The 1,860-nt window shown below is 55.0% G+C and carries 3 protein-coding genes and 1 pseudogene; all 4 read left to right on the forward strand.

Annotated elements, in window-relative coordinates; translation table 11 throughout:
* The first annotated feature begins 369 nt into the window (after positions 1–369).
* A complete protein-coding gene (locus tag H7A77_RS25375) occupies positions 370–582 on the forward strand; it encodes a hypothetical protein (RefSeq protein ID WP_182074834.1) in 213 nt (70 codons plus the stop codon).
* Positions 576–719, forward strand: a complete 144-nt coding sequence (locus tag H7A77_RS25380; RefSeq protein WP_154582428.1) for a hypothetical protein — start codon at positions 576–578, stop codon at positions 717–719. Before H7A77_RS25375 ends, H7A77_RS25380 begins: the two co-directional genes overlap by 7 nt.
* A 3-nt stretch (positions 720–722) precedes the next feature.
* Complete coding sequence (locus H7A77_RS25385) at positions 723–1,508, forward strand: ParB/RepB/Spo0J family partition protein (protein ID WP_182074835.1); 786 nt, start codon at positions 723–725, stop codon at positions 1,506–1,508.
* Positions 1,505–1,860: pseudogene (locus tag H7A77_RS25390) on the forward strand (hypothetical protein); the annotation flags it as partial. The gene H7A77_RS25385 and the pseudogene H7A77_RS25390, both read left to right, overlap by 4 nt.

The raw sequence follows: 1,860 nt of genomic DNA on the forward strand, positions 1-1,860 counted from the left end.
GTTAATGCCGGCGTATTAGGCTGACCACTCGCCCGATTCCTTAAATTCTGGAAGCGGTGAAGGATCCTACCTCATGAGTGGTCAGCCCAATACCTCACCTATCTGGTGGCGTATCGTTTCGGTTCCTAATTTATATCTACAAAGTATAAATCCCCGGAGCGGTGCGCCACCAGGTGCGTGAGAAATCACAAGCCTGCTCAGTACCACTTCCCTTGTCACATCCTTTGCCCCGCTCGCCGGGGCTCTTTTTTTCACATCAGTAAAGGCGCTGCCCGCCGCTCCGGAAGTGCCGGAACCGTAGCGAAAGCGAGCGCGGATCCCAACAAGGCAGCGCCTTTACCCATGTGAATTTCATTGAGAGGACATGTTATGCAAACCACTACCCAACGCTGTGAACACTGCGGCCAGACGCGCGACGTAGCCAAACAGTCCGTAAGCATTCAGCGCTACGAAGACGGCAGATATAAGGCCGTGAGAATCCTCGTCTGTTCCGATACCTGCGCGCCGGTGTACGTCGTCCGTCAGAACATCAGAACACTGCAGCGCCGCCTGTACACCCAGCAGCGGAGGCCAACATGGTAAGCCTCAACGCCCGCATACAGCACAAGTATGACCTGACCGGGGGCGATTTCGCCCCTAAGCGCCACCACGGCAAACACCTCTTCTACCTTCTCATTTTTACCCTGTGCCTGCTGACTGCCGGCGCGGTCTGGAGTTGATGCATGGCCAAAAACTCAAAGGAAGCATACGGCGCCAGCGGTAAAACTAACGTGTTGATGTTCGAGCCTGAAAATCTGCACCTGGTGTCTGATAAAACGCACCCGCTTTACGACGAACGCATCCATCTGCCTCTCCATGAACCAACGGTGCTTAGCATCATGAAGTTGGGGGTGATTGAGCCGATCGTTATCTGGAAAGACCCAGAGACAGGCAAATCCTGCGTCGTTGAAGGTCGTCAGCGGGTTAAAAACACTCTTGAAGCAAATAAACGTCTGCGGGAGGAAGGCAAAAAACCTCTTTTGGTGCCGGCAGTCGTCAGACGCGGATCACCGTTTAGCGTCGCAGAGGTAATGATCAGTGCCAATGAAATCTTTCAGGCAGACACGCCACTGGGACGCGCTAAAAAAATGGCTGATGCGCTTACGCGGGGCCACGACGAAAAAGATTTAGCGTTGATGTTTGGCGTCGGCGTGCAGACGATCCGCGCCACCCTAGCCCTACTCGATGCCACTCAGGCCGTTAAAGATGCGGTTGAATCTGGCGACATTACCGTTACCCAAGCGCGCCAGCTTGCGAACCTCACACCCGACGAACAGCGCGAAAAAGTGAAAGAGGTTGAAGCGGCAACAGCAGGCACTAAAGGCCATGAAAAGGCACGCCGGCAGCGCCAGGTGATTGGCGATGCCAAACCCCGAATGAAGTCCCGAAAAGAAATCACGAAAGCCCTTGAGGGTGCGAGCGGTGATTACGCTCAGGCGCTCCGCTGGGTGCTGGGAGACGACGAATGACAACCATCAAGCGGTTTACCCCTGATTACGCTATGCACGCGGCTCGCTTTGAGCCGTTCGCCAGAGAGGCGGAGCATGGTGAATACGTTCGGTTTGATGCCCACCAGCAGGAGGTGAGCGCGCTTGAGGCTGAGCGCGATGCGCTGGAGCGTCAGCTTTCAATGTCGGAAGCCAAATGCAAAGGATATTTTTCTGACGCTGCGGCAGCGCTTGTCAAGTGCGATGCACTGGCTGTGGAGAATGCGGCGCTGAAGCGCGAGCGCTCTGAACTGAGTGCTATCGGTGAGCTAATCCGCACCCAAGATAACCGTATAACTGACCAGCCATTTTTTGCAGTCATGACCAAACGGGA

Source organism: Serratia sp. ME47 (assembly GCF_903970925.1).
Taxonomy (GTDB): Bacteria; Pseudomonadota; Gammaproteobacteria; order Enterobacterales; family Enterobacteriaceae; genus Serratia; species Serratia ureilytica.